This is a genomic window from Embleya sp. NPDC059213 (assembly GCF_042754445.1).
Taxonomy (GTDB): Bacteria; Actinomycetota; Actinomycetes; order Streptomycetales; family Streptomycetaceae; genus Embleya.
Genome location: NZ_JBHZAV010000387.1, coordinates 1 through 2,465 on the forward strand (window position 1 = coordinate 1; position 2,465 = coordinate 2,465).

The window sequence follows — 2,465 nt, forward strand, 5'->3', positions numbered from 1 at the left end:
CGCACGGCCATCGAGATCGGCCTCGCCGACCCCCACGCACCACAGGACATCATCGACACCCGCGAACAACTGCTCGCCCTGAACCGACGCACCGAGCACCTGATCGACGGACTGCTGAGCCTGGCGGTGAGCGAGCGCGGGAACGTCCAGACGTCGCCGGTCGCGTTGGACGAGTTGACCGCCGACGTGTTGCGACAGACGCAGCCCGCAGCCGAGCAGGCGGGCGTCCGGGTCGACGCGCTCCTCGCCGAGAGCGTGGTGTCCGGCGACCCGTTGCTGCTGCGCCAGTTGGTCACCAACCTGGTCGAGAACGCGGTACGACACAACCATCCGGGCGGCTTCGTCACGGTCGGCGTCTCGGCCGGTTCGCTCCGCGTCCGCAACACCGGCCCGCTGATCCCCGCCGAACGTGTCCCCGAACTCTTCGAGCCGTTCCGCCGGTTCCGCCCCAACCGCACCGGCTCCGCCCGAGGCACCGGCCTGGGCCTGTCCATCGTCCAGGCCATCGTCCACGCCCACGCGGCCCGGATAACCACCACCGCAAACCACCACGGCGGCCTCACCATCGCCATTTCCCTACCCAAACCGCCCCATGCATCTCCGGAACTCACCGACGCGGCCACCGCTCCGAAACCGTGACCACCCGACCGGCACTCGACCTCCACGCGGTTCGCCGAACGGCCGGGCACCGGTGGGCGGGACGAGTAGTCGTGCCGTACACGAACTGCCGGTAGGCGGGCGTGCCTCGGTCATGCGGACCGGACCGGATATTCGGTGTCCGTCCGCCTCATGAGGACGCAGGATGGTGCGCATGACTTTGGCCACCCCGGTACTGCACACCCCTCGCCTGCGACTGCGCCCCTTCACCGACGCCGACGCGGACCCCCTCTTCGCGCTGCACCGCAGCAGCTACGTGATGCGCTACTGGGACTCCCCGCCGTGGCACGAACGGGCCCGCGCCGAACGGTTCGTCAAGATGTGCCGGCAGATGGCGGACGACGGCACCGGGGCCCGGGTGGCCATCGACCGTGCTTCCGACGGGGCCTTCGTCGGCTGGTGCGGTCTGACCTCCTGGGACGAGAACTGTCGCAGCGCGTCGTTGGGCTACTGCCTCGGCGATGCGATGTGGGGCCACGGCTTCGCGACGGAGGCCGCGCACGCCTTGCTGCGGTGGGCGTTCGACACACTGGACCTGAATCGGGTTCAGGCCGAGACCGATACGCGCAACGTGGCATCCGCCCGGGTCCTGGAGAAGATCGGATTCGTGCGGGAAGGGACGCTGCGGGAAGACTGTGTCGTGAACGGCGAGGTATCCGACTCGTGGGTGTTCGGATTGCTCAGGCGAGAGTGGCGGCCGTCGGCCGGGCCGACTCCGGCCACCGAGAGCGGCGTTGGGTCCGTCTCGGTGGAAGCCTCGTCCGGGCCGGGTGAGGCGGGCCTTGGCGGGTGAGCCGTCCCAGGCGGCGTTGGCGTGGCCGTCGAGATGTGCCGGCGGCGGGTTGATCTCGGCAGCCACGACTACGACGGTGGAGTAGGGGTCAGTCGTCTGCCTTGAGCCCTGAGGGCTCCTGGGTGGAGGTGTAGTCCGCGACGCGGTCCGCGTCTGCGGCGTGGACGAGCAGGGTGCCGTCGGCGACCACGTTCGCGCACAGGTCGGGATCGTAGTGGTGGTCCGGCAACGTGGGCGGGCTGCCTGCGGAGGGCGCGAGGCGGCGGGTCAGGAGCAGCGGTACGACGACCATGGGAAGACCTCTCGAATGCGTCGGCTGATGAGTGGTGTTGGGGCGTCCGTGTGTTGGTGGTGGTGGAAACGGCTGCGGTTCGGCGTGGTGACGGCCGGGTCCCATCGCCGTGGGACACGCCGCGCGAGACGACGTCGGGGCGCCGGTGCGGGGCGGACGCCTCGCGCGCAGCCGGCGCCGATGCACATGGCCCTGTGGGTCCGCCGCACGGCCGGAACTCCCAACGGCCGGGCGGATGCTCGGCCGTCCGCCGATGGGCGCGGGGAGGTTGGGTCGGAAGGCGTGGGGGCGAGCGGGAACGTCTGGGAACGACAGGCGAATGGCCCGATTCGCAGACTTCGGATGACCCTCATCGGTTATACGCGTGCCCGTGTTAACTCCGGATAACCGATCCGGGTGACGTCGTGGTAACCCGTCGGTGCGTAGACCTGTTGTCGCTCCCTCTCGCCGTCACGGCGGTGACGACGAGGGGTGCACAGGACCGATGGATGCGACGACGGGTGGGAGCGGCAGTGATGACGAGGTTCGGGCGCGCGCGGTCGGGGCGGCCCCTGGCGCTGAGGTTGGCGGTCGGGGTGGTCCTGGCGAGTGGTCTCGCGTTGACCACGGTCGGTTGCGCCGACGAGGGCGGCTCGCCGGAGAGCAAGGTGGCCTCGGGCGGTGGCAGTGGCGGCGCGAAGGCCGAGTCGAGCGGTGGCCAGGCCGGCTCGGGCAAGAGTGACG

Annotated in this window: 4 protein-coding genes; 3 read left to right on the top strand and 1 reads right to left on the bottom strand. The window is 70.3% G+C overall.

Annotation, left to right across the window (positions count from 1 at the left end; genetic code table 11):
- Positions 1–639, top strand: a 639-nt coding sequence (locus ACFXMF_RS47440; protein ID WP_380021316.1) for a sensor histidine kinase, incomplete at its 5' end; no start/stop codon positions are given.
- Positions 640–811: 172 nt separating this feature from the next.
- A complete protein-coding gene (locus tag ACFXMF_RS47445; protein ID WP_379991752.1) occupies positions 812–1,450 on the top strand; it encodes a GNAT family N-acetyltransferase in 639 nt (212 codons plus the stop codon).
- Positions 1,451–1,538: 88 nt separating this feature from the next.
- On the opposite strand, the gene ACFXMF_RS47450 is transcribed toward ACFXMF_RS47445, so the two are convergent.
- The gene (locus ACFXMF_RS47450) at positions 1,539–1,742 is read right to left on the bottom strand and encodes a hypothetical protein (RefSeq protein WP_360325134.1); all 204 of its coding nucleotides are present in this window, start codon (positions 1,740–1,742) and stop codon (positions 1,539–1,541) included.
- A 515-nt stretch (positions 1,743–2,257) separates the two neighbouring features.
- On the opposite strand from ACFXMF_RS47450, the gene ACFXMF_RS47455 reads away from it, so the two are divergent.
- Positions 2,258–2,465 (top strand): hypothetical protein (locus ACFXMF_RS47455; RefSeq protein WP_380021318.1); only part of this gene is annotated, 208 nt, incomplete at its 3' end.

What these genes read in the sequence shown, in the direction of transcription:
- ACFXMF_RS47445 (WP_379991752.1), top strand. Translation starts at nt 812, where the DNA reads ATGACTTTGGCCACCCCGGTACTGCACACCCCTCGCCTGCGACTGCGC.
- ACFXMF_RS47450 (WP_360325134.1), bottom strand. Translation starts at nt 1,742, where the DNA reads ATGGTCGTCGTACCGCTGCTCCTGACCCGCCGCCTCGCGCCCTCCGCA.